15 protein-coding genes and 1 other annotated feature are annotated in these 19,695 nt (G+C 37.8%); of the genes, 4 read left to right on the top strand and 11 right to left on the bottom strand.

Going from position 1 to position 19,695, the window contains the following annotated elements:
- Nucleotides 1-120 precede the first annotated feature (120 nt).
- The gene (locus AMET_RS08500; protein WP_012062934.1) at nucleotides 121-762 is read left to right on the top strand and encodes a hypothetical protein; all 642 of its coding nucleotides are present in this window, start codon (nucleotides 121-123) and stop codon (nucleotides 760-762) included.
- A 162-nt stretch (nucleotides 763-924) separates the two neighbouring features.
- Complete coding sequence (locus AMET_RS08495; protein WP_012062933.1) at nucleotides 925-1,533, top strand: zinc dependent phospholipase C family protein; 609 nt, start codon at nucleotides 925-927, stop codon at nucleotides 1,531-1,533.
- A 46-nt stretch (nucleotides 1,534-1,579) separates the two neighbouring features.
- Here AMET_RS08495 and AMET_RS08490 read toward each other — a convergent pair whose 3' ends face one another.
- Nucleotides 1,580-2,923, bottom strand: coding sequence for an MATE family efflux transporter (locus AMET_RS08490; protein WP_041720536.1), 1,344 nt, complete (start codon nucleotides 2,921-2,923; stop codon nucleotides 1,580-1,582).
- A gap of 144 nt (nucleotides 2,924-3,067) precedes the next feature.
- Between AMET_RS08490 and AMET_RS08485 the strand changes: the two genes are divergently transcribed.
- Nucleotides 3,068-3,262 (top strand): hypothetical protein, encoded by a 195-nt coding sequence (locus AMET_RS08485; protein WP_012062931.1) that lies wholly within the window; start codon nucleotides 3,068-3,070, stop codon nucleotides 3,260-3,262.
- A 27-nt stretch (nucleotides 3,263-3,289) separates the two neighbouring features.
- Here the strand turns inward: AMET_RS08485 and AMET_RS08480 are convergent, their stop codons facing one another.
- From AMET_RS08480 to typA, 7 genes are all read right to left on the bottom strand, one after another.
- Nucleotides 3,290-4,426, bottom strand: coding sequence for a hypothetical protein (locus AMET_RS08480; protein ID WP_012062930.1), 1,137 nt, complete (start codon nucleotides 4,424-4,426; stop codon nucleotides 3,290-3,292).
- Between the two features lie 138 nt (nucleotides 4,427-4,564).
- A complete protein-coding gene (locus tag AMET_RS08475) occupies nucleotides 4,565-7,057 on the bottom strand; it encodes an ABC transporter substrate-binding protein (protein WP_012062929.1) in 2,493 nt (830 codons plus the stop codon).
- A gap of 189 nt (nucleotides 7,058-7,246) precedes the next feature.
- Nucleotides 7,247-8,947 carry an arginine--tRNA ligase gene (gene argS, locus AMET_RS08470; RefSeq protein ID WP_012062928.1) on the bottom strand — a complete coding sequence of 567 codons (1,701 nt, stop codon included), beginning with the start codon at nucleotides 8,945-8,947 and terminating at the stop codon, nucleotides 7,247-7,249.
- 103 nt (nucleotides 8,948-9,050) lie between these two features.
- Nucleotides 9,051-9,260, bottom strand: a binding site (T-box leader).
- 91 nt (nucleotides 9,261-9,351) lie between these two features.
- Nucleotides 9,352-9,783: a DUF523 domain-containing protein gene (locus AMET_RS08465; protein ID WP_012062927.1), complete on the bottom strand. Its 432-nt coding sequence runs from the start codon at nucleotides 9,781-9,783 to the stop codon at nucleotides 9,352-9,354.
- A gap of 67 nt (nucleotides 9,784-9,850) precedes the next feature.
- Nucleotides 9,851-12,220, bottom strand: a complete 2,370-nt coding sequence (locus tag AMET_RS08460; protein WP_012062926.1) for an endonuclease MutS2 — start codon at nucleotides 12,218-12,220, stop codon at nucleotides 9,851-9,853.
- A gap of 60 nt (nucleotides 12,221-12,280) precedes the next feature.
- A complete protein-coding gene (locus AMET_RS24260; RefSeq protein ID WP_012062925.1) occupies nucleotides 12,281-13,258 on the bottom strand; it encodes a polysaccharide deacetylase family protein in 978 nt (325 codons plus the stop codon).
- 339 nt (nucleotides 13,259-13,597) lie between these two features.
- Complete coding sequence (typA, locus tag AMET_RS08450; protein ID WP_012062924.1) at nucleotides 13,598-15,409, bottom strand: translational GTPase TypA; 1,812 nt, start codon at nucleotides 15,407-15,409, stop codon at nucleotides 13,598-13,600.
- Between the two features lie 268 nt (nucleotides 15,410-15,677).
- Here typA and AMET_RS08445 point away from each other — a divergent pair, with 268 nt between their 5' ends.
- The gene (locus AMET_RS08445; RefSeq protein WP_012062923.1) at nucleotides 15,678-16,427 is read left to right on the top strand and encodes a peptidylprolyl isomerase; all 750 of its coding nucleotides are present in this window, start codon (nucleotides 15,678-15,680) and stop codon (nucleotides 16,425-16,427) included.
- A 50-nt stretch (nucleotides 16,428-16,477) separates the two neighbouring features.
- Here the strand turns inward: AMET_RS08445 and AMET_RS08440 are convergent, their stop codons facing one another.
- From AMET_RS08440 to AMET_RS08430, 3 genes are all read right to left on the bottom strand, one after another.
- Nucleotides 16,478-17,581: an alanine racemase gene (locus tag AMET_RS08440; RefSeq protein ID WP_012062922.1), complete on the bottom strand. Its 1,104-nt coding sequence runs from the start codon at nucleotides 17,579-17,581 to the stop codon at nucleotides 16,478-16,480.
- A gap of 147 nt (nucleotides 17,582-17,728) precedes the next feature.
- Nucleotides 17,729-18,325, bottom strand: coding sequence for a 30S ribosomal protein S4 (rpsD, locus tag AMET_RS08435; RefSeq protein ID WP_012062921.1), 597 nt, complete (start codon nucleotides 18,323-18,325; stop codon nucleotides 17,729-17,731).
- Nucleotides 18,326-18,518: 193 nt separating this feature from the next.
- Nucleotides 18,519-19,472 (bottom strand): L-threonine 3-dehydrogenase, encoded by a 954-nt coding sequence (locus tag AMET_RS08430; RefSeq protein WP_012062920.1) that lies wholly within the window; start codon nucleotides 19,470-19,472, stop codon nucleotides 18,519-18,521.
- Nucleotides 19,473-19,695 lie beyond the last annotated feature (223 nt).

Here is a 19,695-nt window from a genome sequence, read left to right as displayed (position 1 = left end):
TAATACCCTAAAACAATATGTATATTATACCATATTCCCCTTCCTCTTACCTCTTTTTCCCCACTGTCTCTTGTGATATGATAGGAGAAATATCAGGTCATTTCCTAAGGAGGGACACAAGTGAAAAAAGTCTTCATCATGGTGTTCATAATCATTGTCATTTTTATAGGCATCATTACTGCCTTTACCTATCCTATTCCATCAGAAAAAATGGCAACCACAATACAGTATGATGAGTTTTATTTAATTAACAAAATTACCAGTAATAATATTCAATTTCTTGAACAAAATAGTATCGTCATCACCGAGGAAGAGTTGAATGGTTTTATGACGCAACAGGTTCAATCACAATTGACAGATTATCTACCCAACTACTTCAAATTAGAATATATGGAAACAAACCTTTTACAAGGACAAATACTAATTAGTGTTTATGGTCGTGTACAGGTTTTCCCCGTGAGGCTACAGTTTCTCTTGAACCCAGCCTATTCAGATGGTACTCTATATGCCGCCATTGAAGAAGTCTATTTTTCTAAGTTTCCAGTTCCTTCGATGTTGTATCCTCACTTCTTACACCTTGTCTCTGCCAAAGGATTGGACGGGGAGAAAGACACTGATTTTATTGAAATCCCCCTGCCCACAGTTGAAATGATTAACATAACTCATTTGGAATTCGAAGAAAATCGTGTTGTGATTTATTATCAATTTAACCTTGAACAGATTATCAGCCGCTTTTTAAACCGCTTCGACTTCTCTTTTTAGTCACAATTTGGGTCATTATCCATAAACTAGTTAGGTAATTAGTCATAGATCAGTGTTAATGTTTTGTGATTTTTCCATGTTTTATGTAAAGTCCCTTGTATCAATCGACATAAAATTATATAATACAGTTATATTATAAACCCGAAGAAAGGTGGTCCTTTTTTGATTGCACAAAGTCATAAATTGATTTCAGAGCATATTCATATGCAGGTAAAAGAAACATTGGGGGTAGAGCTCAATAAAAATAGTTTGATTTATGGTAGTATTAAGCCCGATATAGCGCCACGTCTGGCTAAGATGCAACATTTCAAGCCCCAATCTTTTAATTATATCTGCGAACAAATACAAGACCTATCGCAATATTCCTTAATCGAAAACGAGGAATTAATCAAATTAATTTCCAGACAGCTAGGGGTCATCACACACTTCGTTGCCGACTTCTTCTGTTTACCTCACAATGACCGGATTACGTACCGCAAAAGTCACTTTTTGAATCATTTTTATTATGAGTCTAAGCTTCATGGATTCATTAAGGACTATAATAAAAAGATCGATATTACCACATCACAATTTAATTATGATAATCATTCAAACCACTCTATCCAGAACTTTCTTGATGGCTTGCATCAACAATACCTGGGGCGCAGTGAAGGTTATATGAATGATGTCACCAGCGCGATGAATGCAACTACCCTGGTTAGTTTGTTTGTCATTTACCATACACTCAGTAACCAAAGACAACTTACATCACAATTGATTATAGCAGCCTAGTCATAAAAGGTCCTCTTTCTTTAAAGGGGACCTTTTTTGATCTGTACTAAAATACTTTTTGCTTCCATCGCCCTCGTTTATAGTAATGGATCACGATCATCCCTTCCACAATCACTGACAAACTGATGGCGATCCAAATCCCCATTGTCTCTAAATGCCAAATGCGTGTCAATCCATAGGCCAAGGGGATTTTAACACCCCAATTTCCAACAAGAGAGGCAAACATTGGGGGAAAGGTATCCCCTGCTCCCGAAAAAGCACCTCCTAATATATGGGGGAAAATCACAAAGACCACACCCATATAGCAAATTCGAAGATATTGCATGCCAATCCGAATGACTTCTTGGTTTTCTGAGAACTGTTGGATTAATAAATGAGGCAATATAAAATAGGGAATCGCAAATAAGATCATATTATACGCCGATAGCTTTAGGCCTTGTTTGACAATCCCCTCGACTTCATCAAAATCTTTTTTACCTAGACCCTGGCCTACTAGAACTGAAGTTGCTGTGCCCAGACCCATCAACACGATAAAAACAAAGTTAAACAACCTGCCTCCTATTCCAAAGGCCGCCCCTGCTTCCACTCCCTGGGATAAAACAATTCCATAGATAATTAAGCCAGTCACAGGTCTTGTCATCATTTGTACTGCTGAAAAACTTCCGATTTTTAAAATTCTAATACAGGTCTCACCATGTATCCTGAAGCTCCCTATGGAAGCCCGCCCTCGTCCTTTGAACATTCGCTTATAAATAAGTGCTACCATCAATATAAATCCAACACTTTCCGAAATGGTTGTTGCCCAGGCTGCCCCGGCGATGCCCCAGCTTAACTTGATGATAAATGTATAATCTAATGCGATATTTAAAAGGTTCATGATGACAAAAATAATCAGAGGGGTTCTTGTATCCCCAGTTGCCTGTAGCAGTGCTTTTGTGGCTGCATTAAAAAAGAACAAAGGAATGCCAACGAGCACTATGGTGATGTAGAGCTTAGCCTGGGTCATCACCACTAAATCTGCATTACCAAATATCTTCAGTATGCTATCTAAATTTAAAAATGCCATCATTTGAACCATGATTCCAATGGTCATGGCCAGAAACATGGACTGTTTTGCGACCGAGGCAATACTTTCATGATTTTCTTGGCCCGATAGCCTGGCTACGATGGCTATGGTTCCAGTGGCAATCAGGAATGGGATGACATGAATCACCCCGATAAATGAAGTGCTTGTTCCAGCCGCAGCTGCCTCTACATCTCCTAGGTTGGCCACAAACCACATATCCACGATTGACATAAGTGTATGCAGAAGTTGCGCCATCATCACTGGCCAAGCCAGATCCCAAATTTTTCTTATTTGCTTTCTTTCTACCCTTAGTGCTTCGCTCAATGTCACGGCCCCCCAATTGTCGACTAAAAAAAATGTAGAAATATAAAGGTTTTTTAAATTTATTGTAGAATTAGAATGTATATTAGTGCTATTACCATACATCTTATTATAACTTATTATGATGTCAAAGAAAGGGGTTTATATATGGAGGAGTTTTCTAAAATATCAGTCCAAGAATTAGCTAAAAGAGATATGCTCATGATCATCAAAGCATTAGAGTATACTGGTGAAAACACAAAAATTCCTTCCTTTGTGGAGTTAAAGAATGATATCGTCAAAGAATTAAGTCGTTTAGCCAATGCCACCGAGGAAGAATTCATTGAGTATCTTCAAAAGTAAGCTTTAAAGACAGTATCCCTACTGTCTTTATTTTTTTTTCAAGAAATGATAAACCCCAGATTTAGTCTCCATGATCAAAAACACATAGGCATCACTCTCTTTTCGCTCTAAGACCTTCACTGCATTCAACAAAGGATGCTTTGCTTTTTCACCCTTTTGCAACTGAAATAGGTCTACTTCTTCTTTTACGCCTCTATAATAGTCCTTACTGACTTGGTATCTTCTGAGCTTATTCAAATAGTCCCCCATGTTTTCTAACACATGTTCATCCTTTAGCTCTGGCCTGTTTTTTTGTCCATCCATTGCTCCCCATAGACTATAGGTTATGGCAAGTGATTCCTTTAGCTCTTTTTTAGGAATTCCCTCAAGAGAAATCGCCTCGTCATCCATCAGACTCCACAGACTTTGCACACTTCTAATAAAAACATCTCGACTTCCCCACTCATGATGTTCTTCACATTTTCTATACTTTACCCTATCTAATGCCATTATATATTGAACCTTTTCTTTTTCAAATTGTATCCCATATTTTTCTGGCAGTTCTCCTTGTATGGACCCTTCAAGTGTGGTCAATTTAAGATATATTAAATATTCCTTAAGCTGTTGGATCAATTCTAATCTATCGGTTACTGGCTTTTCAATCATCAAAAATAAAGCCCTGGCCAACAACAATCCAGTTAATGTGACCTGGGGATGTCTGTTTATATAAATAATGTTCTTGTACACTTCTTCCTCAATTCCTTGGAAATTGTTATTGGTCAATACAATGGGTATAATTCTACTAAACCCATCTCCTCTTGTATTTTTCCAATAATATTCACTGTTGTAGTAGCTTTTTTTTGCCCTCAGCTTTTTGTCGAAATTTTCTGGTGATCCATGGCGATAATATTGCCACAGCTCTAACTCGTGGATTAATCTCGAGTAATCTACCTTAACAGCATATTTTTCCTTTACATCCACTAAGCTTTTAAGCACAATCATGTTCAATTCAGTAATATAACTCCATTGCCCTGGGCATGCATTGACCCTTACCTTTGAGTCAAATTCAAAGACAAAGGGCTCCAGGACATTTGTTTCCCCTACTGTATTTTCATTTAAAAATCCCAGTGCATCTCCGTAGACCATTGATACAAAGCTATTCTTTATTTTTTCACTGGTGTTCATCCTTCTTCGCCTCCTTAAAACAAATGCAAACAAACCCAGTGTGATTGGGTTTGCTTTTTTTATTTGAGCACTTGATATTCTAATGGGATTAAAAATATCAAGCGTCCTGTGGGTTAACGTGTTAGGGTTAGATCAACTTTATTGATCTAACCAGATATGATTAAACCGATAAAATCCAATGGGGTGGATTTTAGCACCCTTTACATAGGGTTGATAGATATAATTATTTGTCATATGGTATAAGAAAATCCATGGAGCATCTTCCACGATCATCCTTTGTATTTCACAATATTTTTCTTGGCGTTTACTTGGATTTTTAATAGCCATTGCTTCCTCTAATCCCGCATCAACCTGGGGATTATGATATCTTGTAAAGTCTGTTGGATTGTTGATATTAAACATTGGTTGTAAGAAGTTATCGGGATCCCCTGTATCTCCGATCCATCGGTAGACAAATATGTCACAGGTTTCATATCCCCGTGGTGTCAAATACTCTTGATTATTTTGAGGCATGAGCTTGACATCAATTCCAATCTCCTGTAATTGTCTTTGAATGGATTTGGCAATGAGCTCATATGTATTGTCTCCAGCACTTTGAATATAATGTAAATTCAACTGACCCTTCTGCTGTCCTTTAAATTCAGTTTCAGCAAATAAGCTTTTTCCTTTATTGATATCATAGGGATATCCCTTTAAAGTTCTGTCGTCTATGATTGTGGGGGGAATGGGTCCCTGTGCTTCTGTTGCCAAGCCTCCTGTTACCTCATCAATCAAGTGACCCTTATGTACAGAATAATTAATTGCCTGTCTGACTTTCTTGCTCTGGACCAATGGATTGTTGCTTTTTAAATTGAATCCAACATAATAGGTACCGTATCCTTCATCAATACAAACCCGATCCTTGTGCTCTGGTAATTTTCTAATATATTGATATGCCCCATGATTGACTCCCATCAAATCAATTTCCTTTTCTTCGAAGGCTTGAGAATTATTAGCCTCCTCATAAATCACCTTCACTTCATCAACAAAGGCCTTTCCTTCATAATAACCCTCAAATGCCTTTAATGTACAGCTGTGTTCTTCTCTTTTTTGAATATAATAGGGTCCTGCTCCCACAACTTGTTCTCCATCAACATCCACGATGCTAGAAGCTGTTTGTCCAAGGTTCAAGATAAAAGAGTGGTAGGGCTTTTCTAGTGTAATTGATAAACGATAGTCATCCATTATTTTAATTCCTATGGCTTCGTTACGTTCCCCTCCCATGAGTTCCTTAGCCCCAACAATCATCTCAAACAGCCATGCGTTAGGGGAATAGGTTTTGGGATTGAGTATTCTTTCTATGGAGCTCTTAAAGTGTCTGGCCTTTAACTCTTTCCCATTATGAAAGCGCACCCCTTGTTTTAATAAAAAGCTCCAAGTCACCCCATCGTTTTCTAAATGCCAAGACTTTGCGGCTGAGGGCACGATATCCGTATCTTCGCCAAACTTGACCAGCCCAATATGCATATTGGCCAGTACATTGATGGAGGCTAGATCAATGGCCATAGCCGGATCAAAATCCTTTGGTTTTCCTATGTTTAAGAAGTTTAGCTTTGTGGCTTCAGCCTCTATCCCCTTGGTGAAATTAGCAATGGTCTCAATCCCTCTTTGGGAAATCTCATTCAACTGTTGCGTTAAACTTTTTAGATATCTTACTGATGACTTCTGATATTGTGTATCCATTGTGGCGGTTTCAGTTAAGTTCAAAACCCGATGAGCCGCCTTTTCCATATCATCTATTGTTTGGATTAAAAATTCAATGTTATCTGCCTGCTTATGTGATGCCTCATTAATTTCCGATGTCACTGTATGGGAAACATCCACAGCAGAAACAATTTCTTCAATGGTTTTTTCTGTTTCCTTAGCAATGTCGACCCCTTGGACAACAACATGTGAACTGGCCTTCATGGCATTGATAGATTCCATGGTTTTTCCTTGTATTTCCAGTATAATCGTACTGATTTCTTCTGATGAGCTGGCACTTTTTTCTGCTAGCTTTTTTACTTCCCCTGCCACAACAGCAAAACCTCTTCCATGCTCTCCAGCTCTAGCTGCTTCGATGGCTGCATTCAATGCTAATAGGTTGGTTTGTTTTGCTATTTCCTTTATTGTACCCACAATATTTTCAATTTTCTTGGATCGACTCTCCAGCTCTATGACGACGTTTTGCACATTGTCCACGGAGTCTTTTATGGTATGCATACATTCTATGGTGCTATCTACAGCTTTTTTCCCCTTCTGGGCAGTGGCTAATGCATTGGTGGATATTTCTCCCGCTTGGCTGGTACTCACTGCCACCTGTTGAGAAAAAGCTGCTGATTCATTTACAATTTCAATTGATTTCTCTAAGTAAAAAGACTGCTTTTCTGCTTCCTCAGCAATTTCTTTAATAATGTCAAGCATCTGGACCATTGTGTTTTCTACTTGTTCTACACCAGTACTCACGCGATCATTTGCCTGCTGTTGTCGTTCACTTTGACCCTTTATCTTTTTCATTGTCTCTTTTTTCTGAAGCTCTTCACGTTTTTCTTGCTTGTTTTCCCTTGGTTCCATTGTCTCTTGTGTTTGATTTTTGTTTTTAAAGAATATCATATACACCCTCCACTTAACATAGATTCTTAAAAATACCCTTGCGCTTCAGTTTCCTGAAGTTTCCCAAGTATCATAATTCTTCTTATCTGTATGAAAACCTTTAAATATTGACAAATGTTAACAAATAAAAAGGAAAACACAGCCTATTTCCTGTATTTTCCCTATATTTACTGTGATATTCTTCAAAGCCTACATCTTTTCTGGTGCTTTGATTCCGATCAGTGATAAACCAACACTTAAAACCTGTTTTACAGCTTGAACTACGGCTAATCTTGCCATTTTCAATTCTTCATCCTCTACTAGTATCGGATGATCGTGATAAAAGCGATTAAATGCTTGGGCGATATTCACAATATGTCGTGTGATGATTGATGGTTCATTTTTACGTTGTGCATCTACAATAACTTGTGGGAATTGTTCAATGGTTTTAATGACATTCATAGTCACATCATCTGTTAAATGTGCTGCGTTAATGTGATCTGTAATGGCAACCTCTGCTTTTCTTAATACGCTAGATGCACGGGCATGGGTATATTGTACATAGGGTCCCGTCTCTCCCTCAAAGCTAAAGGCAGTATCCCAGGAGAAGGAAATATCCTTGATTCGATTATTACTTAAATCATTAAAGACAATGGCTCCAATTCCAACATCCTTGGCCACTTGCTCTTTGTTTTCTACATTAGGATTCTTTTCTTCAATGATTTCGCTGATTCTTTCAACGGCACCATTAAGCACTTCTTCTAATAGTACAACGGATCCTTTTCTTGATTGAATTCTTCTTCCTTCATGGGTCACACGGCCAAAGGAAATGTGTTCGATGTCCTTGGCCCAGTCATATCCCATTAACTCAATGACTTTAAACCATTGGGCAAAATGAAGGTTTTGAGAATAATCCGTTACATAAAGACACTTTTCAAAGTTAAAGGTGTTTTTACGATAAATAGCCGCCGCAATATCACGTGTTGCATAGAGTGTGCTGCCATCCTTTTTCTGCACTAAGCATGGTGGCATGTTGTATTCTTCTAGGTCTACTATGTTTGCCCCTTGGCTTTCTTTTAGGAGGTTTTGTTTGTTTAATTCATCGATTACAACATCCATCTTATCATTATAGAAGCTTTCCCCACTATAATGATCAAAGTGAACATCAAGCAAGGCATAGATTTTCTTCAGCTCTTTGATGGTTTCAGAGCTAAACCATTTCCAAAGACTCAGTGCTTCTTCATCACCTTTTTCCATTTTTGTAAACCAGCCCCTGGCTTCATCTTCTAGGTCTGGATTCTTTTCTGCTTCATCGTGAAACTTCACATACAGAGCTAATAGGGTATTGATTGGTTCTTTTTCAATTTCAGCTTTGTCTCCCCAATTTTTATAGGCAACAATTACCTTTCCAAACTGAGTTCCCCAGTCTCCTAAATGATTGATCCCAATACAGTTGTATCCTAAGAAGTCATAAATACGATAAAGAGAATTTCCAATAACCGTGGAACGCAAGTGCCCCACATGAAAAGGCTTTGCTACATTTGGAGCAGAATAATCGATACAAATGTTTTTGCCTTCTCCTAAATTACGAGATCCATATTGATCTCCTTTGCTCAGCACCTCTTGGATAACAGCCTTTGCATATGTATTTCGGTTCACAAAAAAGTTCAAATACCCCCCGGTATTGTCCACTTTTTCAAAGTCATCGGTTAATTGAATCTTAGCCACTAACTCCTCTGCAATGACCTGTGGCGCTTTTCTAAACGTCTTTGCTAGCCTAAAACAGGGAAAAGCGAAGTCACCCATCTCTGAATTTGGTGGTACCTCTATCATTTCCAAAAGTTCACGTTGTCCTATACCCTCTATTTGCGTTCCCAGTAATTCACTTACTTTTTGTTTAAAATCACTCATATGAACCCTCCTTGTTATACTCTTATTTTTTTAATCTTTAATATCTACTTACCCCAACTTACTGATTGAATAAATCCATTCAAAAAACTCTCATCCCTATACTAATAGAGACGAGAGTCTATTCCCGTGTTACCACTCTGATTGACATAAATGCCCACTCTGACTCCCATTAACGGAGGAAACCGTCATACCCTACTCACATTTCAGGTAGAATCTCAGAGGTGCGCTTCAAAGTAAATTTGCGTCAGACTCCCACCATCTCTGACTCGCTGTACCAATGCTTTACTTCTACTTTCCTCATCTTCGATACCATGATACTATTGTTAAAAAATAATATACCATATATTTTGACATTAATCAATTATTTTATACATTTTTTGTAGAATCTGTCACATAAACATAGGTTAGGTCAGCACCTTAATCCCATGTTGCTTTAAAAGAGCCGTTGTGACCCCATCTCCCTTTATTAACTTACCTGTAAAGGAACCATCGTATACTTCACCAGCGCCACAGGAAGGACTATTGGATTTTAGCACCGCATGGGTTACACCCATAAACTTTGCCATCTTTAAGGATTCCTGTGCCCCTCTCACAAAAGCTTCTGTTACATCCTTACCGTCAATTGTCATAACCTTTGCATTGCCCTTTAGTACATCCTTGCCGTCTCCTCCGACAATTTCAGCAGGTGATCGAGGAGTGGAAAGTCCCCCCAGCTGTTCTGGACAAATGGGCAGGAGATCCTTCGGATCTAGTTCCTCTAACATTGATTTAACCAAACTATGTTTACCATCATAACGACAGTTAACACCAATTAGACAAGCACTCACCAAAATCATGCTCTTCACCTCATTTTATGAAGATTTTATTATTAGACATGTCCATTTGCTGAAACCAGTTCACTTCCTACTTTAGTTCAACAATGGTGACTCCCATGCCACCTTCACCATAGACGCCTTCTCGATGGGTTCTTACATGCTTATTCTTCTTTAACATCTGTTTAATTCCAGCCTTTAATACACCTGTTCCAACTCCATGAATAATGGTTACCTGGGTTAAGCCTACAATGTAGCTATCATCTAAATATTTATCAATTTCCAACATGGCTTCCTCTAGGTTTTTACCCCTCACATCGACTTCAGACTTGGTATCTCCTGTTTTAGATTTCATGATTTTCCCAGTTCCACTCTGTTGGATATCCTTTTCTGGACTGACTCTTTCAAGATTAGAAATATGCATATTCACCTTCATAATTCCAGCTTGTACCTGCACTTCACCTTTTGGGTCTACTTCATTTAATACATGTCCCACCTGGTTTAAGGATAAAATTCTGACAGCATCACCTGGTTTTAAATTCTTAGGTGGTTTTTTATTCTTTTTATTTAAGATCTGTTGGTGATGATCACTTAAGTCGTTCATTTTACCCGTAAGTTGATTTTTAGCATCTTCCATTTTCTTGTTCATTTCTTTTGCTTCTAGTTCAAACTTCATTTCTCTTAAGCCTTTTATAATATGTTCTGAATCCATTTTTGCTTCTTTTACAAGGCGGTAGGCTTCTTTTTTTGCATCCCTAAGAATTTGATCCCGTTGGGCTTCTAGTCTTTGCTTTCTATCTTCATATCCTTCTGCAAACTTCTCTGCTTCTAACCGTATTCTTTTTGCCTCTTGTCTTTCTATTTCACTTTCTCTTCTGTTTTTCTCAATGTTTTGAAGTAGGTCCTCAAAGTGAATCGTATCTTGTGATAAGAAGCGCTTTGCCCGCTGAACCAACCCATCTGGAAGCCCTAGCTTTTTAGATATTTCAAAGGCATTGGATTTGCCCGGTACACCAATTAACAAGCGATAGGTTGGACTCAAAGTAGCGACATCAAATTCCACCGAAGCATTTTCCACCCCTTCATTTGTCAAGGCATATTGCTTGAGTTCACTATAATGGGTTGTGGCCACTGTTGTCACATTCATTTCCCTTAAGTGATTTAAAATTGCCATTCCCAAGGCGGCACCCTCTGTTGGGTCTGTCCCTGCTCCTAGTTCATCAAAGAGGACCAATGAATTGGATGTCACTTCTTCTACAATGTTAACAATATTGGTCATATGGGATGAAAAGGTACTTAAACTCTGTTCGATGCTTTGCTCATCTCCAATATCAGCAAAAATTTGATCAAAGATGGCCAAACGAGTTCCATAATCCGCAGGAACATGTAATCCACTTTGGGCCATCATGCTCAATAACCCTAGTGTTTTGAGGGTGACGGTTTTCCCCCCTGTGTTAGGTCCCGTGATGACAAGGGTTTGAAATGTTTCTCCAATCCACAGATTAGTGGGCACCACTTCATCAGCATTTAATAGTGGATGTCTGCCATTTTTGATATGTACATTGCCTTCCACATTGAGTAGCGGTTCAACGCCCTTCATCTCCAATGACAATTTCCCCTTGGCAAAAACAAAATCAATGGCAGTCAATATGATTTGATTGTTTCTCATTTCTGTAGCATACTGTGCAATCATTTCAGCAATTTCCATTAAAATTCGTTCTATTTCTATGTGTTCTTTTATTTTAAGCTCTCTTAATTCATTGTTCAATTGGACCACTGCCATTGGTTCTACAAACAAGGTGGCGCCACTGGAGGATTGATCATGGATTAGACCTGGCACATTTCCTCGATGCTCTTGTTTCACTGGTACAACATATCGGTCCTGTCTCATGGTAATAATGGCGTCTTGTAGGTATTTTTGTGTGGTAGATGAATTGATAATACCATTGAGCTTATTTCGAACAGCATCATTTTTAGAGCTGATTTGTCTACGAATATTTTTTAATGTAGAACTTGCATGGTCTGAAATCTCTGTATCACTCACAATACATATCTCAATCCGATCTTCAATCGCTCTAAAGCTTTGCAGGCCCTGAATCAACCCTGAAACAATGGGATGTTTTGTTTGATCATCACCCTCTTTAAAGAACGACTTCAAGTTTCTGGCAGTCCGCAAAGTATCTTTAACTAACAGAAGTTCCTTAGGGTCTAAGTAGGACCCAATTTCTGTTTTTCTTAAGTATTGTTTAATGTCGTGGATGCCACCTAGGGGAATATTTCCTCTTTGAATCAAGATGCTTTGGGCCTCACTTGTTTCACTTTGCAACTGAGTAATCTCTCCAAAGCTTTGTATTGGTCTCAATTCTCGGGCTTTCTCCTTTGCCATAGCAGAGAGACACCGCTCCTCAAGTCTATCAATCATTTTTCCGTACTCTAAAACGCGTATGCTTTTCTCATTCATTTTTTTCACCTCGTATATTTCTAAGCTATTTCAGTCGCTTTCATTTTCATCTTTACTATTTTATCGTATAATTGGTTTATTCGCTAGCTTCAATTGAACCATTTTGTCTAGTTCTTCCTCTGTGATATCTCTGAAGCTCCTAAATGTATAGCCATCCTTCTTTAAAGTTTCAATTAATTTTGGCAGCATTTCAAGCATTTTTTCATTACGTGTCACATCGTGAAATAATACCACAACGAAGTCCTTTCCAGCTGCACCCTCCAGTACGTTTTTCAGCATCTGATCAGGATTATCATAGTCAGGTCCTGCATCTCCCGATGAAGCATTCCAATCTACATAGTAATATCCTTTTTCTTTAATGTCTTCTGTTAGTTTAGGCATAAATTGCTTGCCACCATAGTCAAAGGAACTATGGTTAGAGGAACCTCCTGGGAATCTAAAAATTGGTGGTGGCTCATACCCTAATGTTTCTTTTACCTTTTGTTCCGCCTTGTAAAAATCGTCATAGAATGTCTCAAAAGTACTATAAATTGAATAATCATGTGAATAGGAGTGTGGCAGTATACCATGTCCTTCTTCATAGGCTCTTATGGTATATTGTGGATACTTCTCTAATAATCGGCCAATGATAAAAAATGTAGCAGGAACATTCTCTTCTTTCAGTATGTCTAGCACCCTAGGGGTCAAAGGAGTCGGCCCATCATCAAATGTTAGAAAAACCTTTTTATGGCCATTATTAGGATAGACCGTCTTGACTTCATCGCTTTTTTGAGAGGTTTCCAACTCAATCTCCTCTACTGTTGAATCCATTTGTTCCTCATTTTCTGATTCAACATCAGATCCTGTGTCTTCTAAATCCAAACCCTCACTGTCAATAACTTCGTTTTGATTTTCTCCATCAACTGCCACGTCTTCCATCCCATCATTAACAGGAACATTTGGAAGAAATCCTTGTCCTAAGGTCACAAGAGATGGTAAAAACATAGACATCATAAAAATCATGATACCGAGCATTACAATTCCACCTATTTTTTTCATTTGTGTCGTTCTCCTCTCTAGTCATGGTTCATATAGGCATCGCAACAAAAATAATCGGTCAAAATATACCCTTATATTAACTGATTATTTTCTTGGAGATGTCTTGGGTTCTTACTCTCTATTATAAAGCATATTTCTAAAGAAGAATTAAAGATCTGTAAAAATATTTTAAAGAAACGATAAAAAAGTGACCAGAGATAAGCAACTCTATGATTTAATATTGCTTATCTCTACGTTTTTATTCCAAAACAAAGAGCATAATCAGTTGACTATGCTCCTCTATCTATTATATTGAGTTAAATAAAATCTAATGAAAGTTTCATTCTATCGATTATGAAATTATTTTTTTCTCTCAGATCTTTCTCTTATTGTCTTATTTAAGATTTTCTTTCTTAATCGAATACTCTTTGGTGTCATTTCGACTAATTCATCATCATTGATGAATTCCAAGGACTGTTCTAAAGAAAGTATTGTAGCAGGTGTAAGCTTCGTTGCATCATCAGTTCCTGATGATCTTACATTGGTTTGTTGCTTTTTCTTACAAACATTGACGACAACGTCTTCGAATCTTGCGCTTTCACCCACAACCATTCCTTCATAGACATCTGTTCCAGCTCCAATAAACAGTTTTCCCCGCTCTTGAGAACTATGAAGACCGTATGCTACTGCGGTTCCTGATTCAGAAGCAATTAGGGATCCTCTTGTTCTACTACGAATTTCCCCTTTATGCTTGTCATATCCATCAAACAAGTGATGGAATAAACCATAACCTTTTGTATCTGTCAAGAATTCAGAGCGATAACCAATCAAACCTCTAGCTGGTATACGGAATTCTAGCTTCATGACACCTGTACCTGTGGGTACCATATTGACCATTTCTGCTTTTCTTTGTCCAAGCTTTTCAATTACTGAACTCATGCTTTCTTCCGGTACCTCTACATAAAGACGTTCTATTGGTTCAAATAGACCCTCTTCAGTTCTTTTCGTAATCACCTCTGGACGAGAAACAGCAAATTCATATCCTTCTCTTCTCATGGTTTCAATCAGAATCGAGATGTGTAGCTCTCCTCTTCCTAAAATCTTGTGGGAATCAGCAGAAATCTCCTCTAGCTTCATGGCTACGTTAGACAGCATCTCTCTTTCTAGTCGTTCCTTTAGGTGTCTACTGGTGACGAAATCACCTTCACGCCCTGACAGCGGGCTGTCATTGACCATAAAGTTCATGGAAATGGTAGGTGCATCTACTTTAATTGTTTCTAAAGCCTCTACCTTTTCAGTTCCACACACAGTGTCTCCGATGTTGATCTTTTCAATTCCTGATATGGCCACGATTTCTCCAATGTGTGCCTGATCAGTTTCAACTCGATTTAATCCTTGATAGTGATATAGATTCGTTATCTTAACATTGATTTCCTTGCTGTCTGCGTCGACCAATACAGCCATTTGACCCTTTTTGATTGATCCTCTTTGAATTTTTCCAATTCCAACTCTTCCAATATATTTGTTATAATCTATATTAGATATCAGTAACTGAAGGCTATCATTTTCATCTCCTTCAGGACATGGAATATGTTCTAAAATGCCATCAAATAATGGTTTCATATTTGTGCTTTCATCTTCAACATATTTTTTTGCGATTCCATCCTTCGCTGAAGCGTAAAGCACTGGAAAGTTAATTTGATGCTCATCTGCACCTAATTCAATAAATAAGTCTAAGACCTCATCCACCACTTCATCCGGTCGGGCTTCTGGACGGTCAATTTTGTTAATGACAACCAAGGGCTTGACACCTTGCTTTAATGCTTTTTGTAAAACAAATCTTGTTTGTGGCATTGGTCCTTCAGAGGCATCTACCACTAATAATACACCGTCTACCATCTTCATAATCCGCTCAACTTCTCCACCAAAGTCTGCATGGCCCGGTGTATCAATAATATTGATTTTCACATTTTCGTAAGCAATGGCAGTGTTTTTTGATAGAATCGTAATCCCTCTCTCACGCTCTAGGTCATTAGAGTCCATCACTCTTTCTTCTACTACTTCATTGCTACGAAATGTACCACTTTGTCTTAGCATTTGATCTACTAATGTTGTTTTACCATGATCTACATGGGCAATAATTGCTATATTTCTAATGTCTGATCTTTTCATTTTTCTCAACTTCCTTTACTATATTCATTTTTTTCCCAGCCAATAGGTGGACAATAGTAAGATTTTAGCATAAAACATCAAATTACGCAATCTTTTTTTGATTAATTAATTGACTTATTTGTTTTTAGGAGTTATCATTTTATGTTATTCTATCTTATTTTGTCATAAAACCCACGATATTATTGATTAGAATTGCTTGCATTATTGGACAAAACTGTTTTTTTTTGTTATGCTTGCAATGAATACTTTATAAAGGAGCGTATTAATCATGGAGAATAAGAATGTTTTAGCAGTTGTTGGAGAAAAAAATATTACGAAACAAGATGTGGAAGCGCTAATGAAAACATTAGATCCTCAAATGGCCATGCAGTTGCAATCTGAGGACGGACAAAAAAGATTAGTCAATGAACTAGTCAACCAAGAGCTTTTTTACTTATTAGCTAAAGAAGAGAACTTAGAAAAAGAAGATGCATACCAAGCTGACCTTGAAAAAATGAAGGAAAACTTACTAAAGCAGTATGCTATCAACAAGTTATTACGTGACATTACAATCACTGACAGTGAAATTACTAACTACTACACTGAAAACAAGGCACAATTCGAGCAGCCTGCACAAGTACAAGCAAGCCATATTTTAGTAGACAGTGAAGAAAAAGCCCAAGGGGTTTTAGCTGAATTAAAAGAAGGTTTATCCTTCGAAGAAGCAGCTACAAAGCATTCTAGTTGTCCTTCTAATGCTAAAGGTGGAGACTTAGGTCTATTTGCACAAGGTCAAATGGTACCAGAGTTTGAAGAAGCTGCATTTAATATGGAAGTTGATACCGTGAGTGAGCCTGTTAAAACTCAATTTGGTTACCATATCATTAAAGTTGTTGATCAAAAACCAGCACAAGAGAAATCTCTTGCTGAGGTAAAGGATCAATTAAACCAACAATTATTATCTCAAAAGCAACAAAAAGCATACTTTGATAAAATTGAAGCGTTAAAGGGTCAATTCACAGTAACCCTTAACGTTTAGTCACATTGCAAAACAAGCCTTAGTTCTTTTAAAAAGAACTAAGGCTTGTTTTATTGGGAAAGTCCCCTGGCGGTAACAATAATTTCTTCTACAACTTCATTATTTCGTACACCATAGATTTTCTCCACTAGATTGGCAACGCTGCAAGCATGATTAGGTATGATTTCTAATCGTTCTCCTACTTTGAGATTGACCTCATCAGGATGATAGCTTAGCTTTCCTAGTTCCTCAGATAAACCTTGCACCACAATCCATGGCTTTTCTTTGACAATGCCATAGCCTCTAATATTTGTATTGCCATGTGCTCCTGCATCTAAGCCTAGCATCTTACTGCCTCCATCAATGATGGCTCTTCCTGCTTCTGGAACACTCAGTACTGTGGTCAATAACCGCAATGCACAATTTTCAAGGGGGACAACCCCCAATGCCACTTGAATGGCATCATAAAAAACATAATTCCCAGGACGAATCTGCTTAATTCCTTTATAAGACTCCATTACCATAACTGTAGGTGTGCTCCCTAATGCAATGATATGGCAGGTCACACCTAGCCCTTCAAGTATTTCACTGGCTTTAAGAACCGACTGTTTTTCTTCCTCCCCAGCTTTCATCACAGATTCTGTATTCATGGCGCCATAAACATGTCCCCCATGGGTTCCCACCCCAACAATTTTAATGCCCTGTAGTCTTGCAAGGCTATTATAAAACTTTTTCACCTCATGGGGGGCGATTCCTAGACGCTTCAGCCCACTGTCAATCAAAATGATACATTGAAATACAATGCCTTCAGTGATTGCCTTCTCATTTAGAATTTCCGCTACTTCAAGAGAATCTATACTGCAAAACACTTCGGCTTTTTCAGTGAGGGCAACTAATCTCTTAAGTTTGCCTTCACCAATAATCGGGTAGGCCATCATGACTTTTTTGGCCCCTGCCTCCACCATCTTTTCTGCTTCTCCTAGCTTTGCAGCCAACACCCCCTCTGCTCCGTTTTCCAACTGTTTCTTCACAATATACTCACTCTTATGGGTTTTAACCATAGGCCATAGGGCCACCCCATGATCTTTAGCTAAGACACCCATCTCTTCAATATTTTTTTCCAGTTGATCCAAATCTACAACCAGACAGGGTGTATCTAAGTCCTTTATATTCATTTGCCCCTCCCCTTTCTATTTTTAGTGATGTATGTTTCATATGTAGTCCTTCTTCTGTTATTTTAACATATGATTTTGAAAATGACACAAATTGTCTTTTGAATAAGTAAAAAGGGAACCCATTATATTAGGATTCCCTTTTATCAATTATCTTCGTGAATAATATTCAACAACCAAATGGTCATTAACTTCAATGGGTATTTCTTCTCTGCTAGGAATTGCCACTAGCTTTGTGGTTAGCATTTCAATGTTTTTATCTATATAGCTTAAGGTCTGACCCTCGAAATGAGTAAAGTTACTGATATATTTTTCAACTTGTTGTGATTTTTCTCTTAATGAAACTTCATCACCTAACTTTAATCCATAGGAAGGGATATCCACCTTTTGTCCATTAACCAATAGATGTCCATGATTCACCATCTGTCTCGCTTCTCGAATAGAGCTTGCAAATCCCATTCGGTATACCATATTGTCTAGTCTGCATTCTAGTGACTGTATCAGAACTTCTCCAGTAACACCTGTAGACTGCATTGCCTTATCAACATATAATTTGAATTGTTTTTCCATGACACCGTAATAAGCTCTTAGCTTTTGTTTTTCCAAAAGCTGAATTCCGTAATTAGACAGTTTTTTACTGCCTCTATAGGATCCATTTCCAGCTCGATTCATTGCCTTTGGATGTCCATATACATTTACACCTAACCGACGACTTAATTTAAAGCGTGGTTCCATCATTTTTGCCAAACTATTTCCTCCTCAAATTCATGTAGTTCAGCAGCCCGCGAATAATACTCTTAAAGTATAGCATGAATCACTCTAGCTGTAAATGATAATTATTATTAATCAGACAAATTAATCATTATCTTTATCAAGCAACCATTCCAGAAGATGTAAGATGTAGAATGTAATACAGATTTTTAAAAAACAATTTCCTCGACTAAATATTTAGCTTCTTTTTTAATTCAGTCAACATGTCTTCTGTCATAGAAGCTAAGTCATATTTTGGATTCCAATTCCACTGTTTTCTTGCCTGACTGTCATCTAAAGAATCTGGCCAAGAATTGGCTATCTTTTGAATATCTTGATTAACATTATAAGTTAATTCAAACTCTGGAATATGTTTTCTAATTTCCGCTGCAATTCCTTCGGGATCGAAACTCATAGCAGTGACATTAAAAGCATTTCGATGAATTAACTTTGCTGGATCCGCTTCCATTAATTGAATTACTGCATTGAGGGCATCTGGCATATACATCATATCCATACGTGTACCCTTATCTAGGAAACATTCATATTTTTTGTGCTTTAGTGCTTCATAATAAATATGTACTGCATAATCAGTTGTTCCCCCACCTGGTAGTGCTTTATTAGATATCAATCCTGGATATCGCATCCCTCTTGTATCTACATTAAATTTCATATGATAATAGTCACAAAGTAGCTCACCTGCAACCTTTGTGACCCCATACATTGTGGTAGGTCTCATCACAGTGTCTTGTGGAGTTTGCTCCTTTGGTGTAGAGGGTCCAAATACAGCAATGGAACTCGGTGTGCAGACTGCACAATTATTTTCCCTGGCAACCTCTAGTATATTATATAGTCCTCCCATATTGATATCCCAGGTTCCTGAGGGATTCGCTTCTCCTGAAGCTGACAGAATCGCAGCTAAGTTCACCACGGTATCCACATTATGCTTTTTCACAGCATCTGCAATTTGTTGTGCATTGACCACATCAACTAACTCAAAGGGTCCTGATTCAGTTACCTCTGTTTCTTTTCTTTTACTTCTACTACTGGCGATTACATTGTTGGCACCATACATATCTCGCATCTTCATGACAAGTTCTGTTCCAATTTGTCCTAAAGCACCTGTTACTAGAATTTTTTTCATTTTTATCCTCCTTTTGTATTCATAAAATTGCATATTTCAGCATTGTTTAACATTCTACAAAATTATCTATTCTCCTTCTACACCAGTGATTCACAGAATATTTTTATAAATGACTACCATCTAATATTGTATCCATTTTATTCTTCCTTACTCTATTTTTGTCGTGGTTCAAAGTAAAAATAGCCCTTTCAAGTACTGATTCTAGACCTCTATTTTTCTCTCA

The sequence above is a fragment of the Alkaliphilus metalliredigens QYMF genome (assembly GCF_000016985.1).
In the GTDB taxonomy this organism is placed as follows: domain Bacteria; phylum Bacillota; class Clostridia; order Peptostreptococcales; family Natronincolaceae; genus Alkaliphilus_A; species Alkaliphilus_A metalliredigens.
Note: the sequence above shows the minus strand (reverse complement) of the source record. Positions and strands in the feature narration are given on the sequence as shown.

Coding starts and splice junctions, on each gene's coding strand:
- argS (WP_012062928.1), bottom strand. CDS start 8,947: ATGAGTGATTTTAAACAAAAAGTAAGTGAATTACTGGGAACGCAAATA.
- AMET_RS08485 (WP_012062931.1), top strand. CDS start 3,068: ATGGAGGAGTTTTCTAAAATATCAGTCCAAGAATTAGCTAAAAGAGAT.
- AMET_RS08430 (WP_012062920.1), bottom strand. CDS start 19,472: ATGAAAAAAATTCTAGTAACAGGTGCTTTAGGACAAATTGGAACAGAA.
- AMET_RS08445 (WP_012062923.1), top strand. CDS start 15,678: ATGGAGAATAAGAATGTTTTAGCAGTTGTTGGAGAAAAAAATATTACG.
- AMET_RS24260 (WP_012062925.1), bottom strand. CDS start 13,258: ATGAAAAAAATAGGTGGAATTGTAATGCTCGGTATCATGATTTTTATG.
- AMET_RS08480 (WP_012062930.1), bottom strand. CDS start 4,426: ATGAACACCAGTGAAAAAATAAAGAATAGCTTTGTATCAATGGTCTAC.
- AMET_RS08460 (WP_012062926.1), bottom strand. CDS start 12,220: ATGAATGAGAAAAGCATACGCGTTTTAGAGTACGGAAAAATGATTGAT.
- AMET_RS08440 (WP_012062922.1), bottom strand. CDS start 17,581: ATGAATATAAAGGACTTAGATACACCCTGTCTGGTTGTAGATTTGGAT.
- AMET_RS08475 (WP_012062929.1), bottom strand. CDS start 7,057: ATGATATTCTTTAAAAACAAAAATCAAACACAAGAGACAATGGAACCA.
- AMET_RS08465 (WP_012062927.1), bottom strand. CDS start 9,783: ATGATTTTGGTGAGTGCTTGTCTAATTGGTGTTAACTGTCGTTATGAT.
- typA (WP_012062924.1), bottom strand. CDS start 15,409: ATGAAAAGATCAGACATTAGAAATATAGCAATTATTGCCCATGTAGAT.